The sequence below is a fragment of the Streptococcus mitis genome, from assembly GCF_005844455.1.
Taxonomy (GTDB): domain Bacteria; phylum Bacillota; class Bacilli; order Lactobacillales; family Streptococcaceae; genus Streptococcus; species Streptococcus mitis_BF.
In genome coordinates this window covers 1-3,959 of record NZ_SPGF01000093.1, presented here as the reverse complement: position 1 = coordinate 3,959, position 3,959 = coordinate 1, and the positions used below count along the sequence as shown (strand labels likewise).

The window sequence follows — 3,959 nt, the reverse complement described above, 5'->3', positions numbered from 1 at the left end:
CGGAATTCAACCGATTGTCTGATGTGTTTTCTAAGGAACATATCTATTATGCGCACCCCTATGCCTCTTGGGAAAGGAGAACTAATGAGAATCACAACAGGCTCATTCGTAGATGGTTACCTAAAGGAACTAAGAAAACGACTCCTAAAGAAGTCGCCTTAATCGAAAATTGGATTAATAACTATCCTAAAAAATGCTTGAACTACAAGTCACCCAGAGAAGACTTCTGGATGGCTAACTTGAACTTGAAATTCGCCAATTACTCAGAAATTTCATTTAGATTTTCATCTACTAACTTAGCTCCAAGTGTGTTTTTGAAATGACCTAGGGCAAATTGATGATTTTCAGGCCAGATGGAAGCAACAGCTGGTTTAACAATCTCGATATCATATCCTAGATTATAGGCATCTATAGCTGTATGTAAGACACAGATATCCGTCAAGACACCTGTTAAGATAACGGTAGACACTCTCCGCTCTCTCAAACGGATATCCAGATCAGTCCCTGAAAAAGCTGAGTAATGGCGTTTATCCATCCAAAAGACACGACTGTCTGAACTATGCTCTTGATAAAAGGTCCCCAAATCTCCGTATAAATTCCGTCCACTAGTCCCAATCAAATTGTGAGGAGGAAATAGTTTGCTTTCTGGATGGAAGCAATCGTTTTCTTCATGAGCATCAATAGTAAAGAAGATGTAGTCTCCTCGTTCAAAAGCTAGTCGAGTCACCTTGCTGATGGCATCCGAAATCGCCTGAGCTGGAGCGCCTGCTGTCAATTTTCCACTATCAGCAACAAAATCTTCTGTATAATCAATCGAAATCAAAGCCTTAGCCATTAGTAATCTCTTTTCTTCACTTCTTCAAAAATATCTGAAATCAAAACCTTAAGGTAGGTTCCCTTCATTCCAAGTGAGCGACTTTCAATAATTCCAGCAGACTCAAGTTTACGAAGGGCATTGACAATCACAGAACGAGTAATTCCAATACGATCTGCAATCACTGACGCAGTCAACTGACCTTCGTTTCCATTCAATTCCCCTAAAATTGCTGATACAGCACGGAGTTCTGAGTAAGAAAGGGTATTGACCGCCATAGTCACAGCAGTACGACGGCGGATATTTTTCTCATCTTCTTCACGTTGGAAGTTGAGGAGCTGAATCCCAACAACGGTACTAGCAATCTCAACAAGAATCAAGTCCTCGTCTTCGAATTTTTTATCATTGCGCCAAATAATCAAAGAACCAAGGCGAATCCCTGATACATGAATCGGTGCAATAGTTGTCAAGCCATCTGGAAAATCAGAACGACTCTCTACAGGGAAAATACTCAAATCATGATCAACTGTCAGATTGGCCTCTGTATCGTAAATCATGTTTGCACCCTGTACATAGTCATCCGGGAAAATCTTCGTTTGGAAGAACTGTTCTACGCGATCTGTATTGGTTTTATAACGCATAAAATAGCCAAGGAGACGCCCCTTGCTGTTAACAATACAAGCATTACAATCAATAATATCAGCAAGCTGACGTGTAATCGCATTGTAAGGAAGTTCTTCCTGCAACTGCTCCTCCGAGCGCTTCAGGATAGAAGTAATTTTTCTAGTTTTTTCTAATAAATGTACCATTTTTCACCTCGAATTTAATCGCTACCATTATAACATAAAAAGCTTGAATTTTCAATTATTATCTGAAAATTGCTTATTTAATTGCAATTGCAATTTAGACTAGCTGAAATATTTTAGAAAAATAGATTTTTATCATTGACAAGCTAATTTGTTTTTTTGATATTATATTATCATAAGAAGATAACTGGATAATACCTTTCCATTTCACTTATCCTTTGCTATCACCATCTTCTTTTACCCTCGGTCTCCTTATATAAAAAAGCGATTTATTTTGAACCGCTTTTTCTTATTTATCGCCCTTGTTACGAATAACAAAGCCTGTTTTCTTTTCGCTTGAAGTAGTGCGTGGTTTTTTATTATCCTTACGGTAACGTTTTTCCTTATCATAACGATCATTTCCACGACTGCCTTTTTTGAAATCATCACGGCGACCATTGCCACGGCGTTCACGATCACGACGGTCATCTCCACGACGACCTCCCTTAGCTTTACCACCGAAGCCATTACCTGATGGTTTAAATGGTAGTGGTTTTTCACGCGCAATCTCCACTTCAGGAAGACTATCCGGATCTTGAACAGTCAGACTCAAGATATACATTGCCAATTCTTCTGGACTAAATTCTGCAGCTAACTTACGAGCATCTTTAACAAATTTCTCAAAGTTCCCACGAATGGCTTCGTCAGCGAAGTCTCGTTCGATTTTCTTGAGCGCTACTTGTTTCTTAGCTTGGAAGGCTTCGTCTGCACTTGCAGGTTTGAGACCTTTCATGCGTTTCTTAGTCAAGTTTTCAATGATTTGTAGGTAGCCCATTTCATTTGGTGATACGAAAGTAATAGACTGACCTGACTTACCGGCACGACCTGTACGACCGATACGGTGAACATAGCTTTCAGGATCTTGTGGAATATCGTAGTTATAGACATGGGTCACACCTGAAATATCCAAACCACGCGCTGCCACGTCTGTCGCAACCAAAACATCAAGATTGCCATTTTTAAAATCACGAAGGACACGAAGACGTTTGTTTTGGTCCAAATCACCATGAATTCCTTCAGCACGGAAGCCACGGATTTTAAGTCCACGTGTCAATTCATCTACACGGCGTTTGGTACGACCAAATACGATAGCAAGTTCTGGTTGTTCCACATCCATAAGACGTGTCATAGTATCAAATTTTTCTTGTTCCTTGACACGGATATAGTACTGGTCAACCAATTCTGTTGTCAATTCCTTGGCAGCAATCTTGACATGCTCAGGATCTTTCATAAATTGAACACCAATACGTTTGATAGCGTCTGGCATGGTTGCTGAAAAGAGCAAGGTTTGACGATTTTCAGGGACACGGGAAATGATGGCTTCGATGTCTTCAAGGAAGCCCATGTTGAGCATTTCATCCGCTTCATCAAGGATGAGGGTTTCAATGTCTTGTAATTTCAAGGCCTTGCGTTTGATTAAGTCCAAAAGACGACCTGGTGTTCCTACCACGATGTGGGCACCAGATTTAAGGGCCTTGATTTGTTTTTCAATACTTGAACCACCGTAAACTGAGCGAACTTTCACTCCCTTGCTACGGCCAAAGCGGAAGAGTTCTTCTTGACTTTGGACAGCGAGTTCACGAGTTGGAGCGATAACCAAGGCTTGGATGGTCGCTTCTTCTGTACGGATTTTTTCAAGGGTTGGCAAGCCAAAGGCTGCGGTTTTCCCTGTACCAGTCTGAGCTTGACCAATAACGTCTTTTCCTTCGAGAGCCAATGGAATGGTCTGTTCTTGGATAGGACTTGCTTCTACAAATCCAGCTTTTTCAATCTCTGCTAGCAATTCAGCAGACAAGTTAAATTCATTAAATTTCACGTTTTTCTTCTTTCTAAAGGTGGTGCGAAGCCACCCTATAAGGCTTTAGTGTATACTTTTCTTTTCATGACGTATCTTCTACAAAAATGAGATACCGTGTTGCTTCTTTTCCACGAAAGAAAAGTACTGGTTTCTTTGCAACTTATCTAGTATAACACAAGACTAGAGCAAAAGATAGCCCAATCCGTCGATAAAAGTCATGTAAACGATTTTTTGAGAAAGTAATGAGAAAGTAAGGCTATAATTTCCACTATTTCATAAACTTTTTTAAAGCGTAGCAGAATTGTGCAAAAGTTTTTTTCTTGTGCTAGAATGAAATTCGAATAGGAGAAGTAAAAATATTAATACTAGACTAAAATCAAAAAACATCTTATAATAGTAGTTATGAAACTTACAAATGAAGAAACACAAAAAATTGAAAAACTCCTAAGAGATTCATCGTACGCCAAATATCACAAACGTCTACAGATTATTTATTTTCGCT

General features: G+C 39.5%; 4 protein-coding genes. 1 reads left to right on the top strand and 3 read right to left on the bottom strand.

The features are described 5' to 3' along the window. On the top strand, window positions 1-323 hold a 323-nt coding region (locus tag FGQ53_RS11265), incomplete at its 5' end, for a transposase (RefSeq protein WP_413777569.1). On the opposite strand, the gene FGQ53_RS11260 is transcribed toward FGQ53_RS11265, so the two are convergent. The 3 genes from FGQ53_RS11260 to FGQ53_RS11250 form a co-directional block, all read right to left on the bottom strand. Next, complete coding sequence (locus FGQ53_RS11260) at window positions 260-835, bottom strand: cysteine hydrolase family protein (protein WP_138338859.1); 576 nt, start codon at window positions 833-835, stop codon at window positions 260-262. The genes FGQ53_RS11265 and FGQ53_RS11260 overlap by 64 nt on opposite strands. Further along, on the bottom strand, window positions 835-1,623 hold the full coding sequence (gene codY, locus FGQ53_RS11255) for a GTP-sensing pleiotropic transcriptional regulator CodY (protein WP_138338856.1): 789 nt from the start codon (window positions 1,621-1,623) through the stop codon (window positions 835-837). Before codY ends, FGQ53_RS11260 begins: the two co-directional genes overlap by 1 nt. A 286-nt stretch (window positions 1,624-1,909) precedes the next feature. Beyond that, a complete protein-coding gene (locus tag FGQ53_RS11250) occupies window positions 1,910-3,475 on the bottom strand; it encodes a DEAD/DEAH box helicase (RefSeq protein WP_138338853.1) in 1,566 nt (521 codons plus the stop codon). Between the last annotated feature and the right edge of the window lie 484 nt (window positions 3,476-3,959).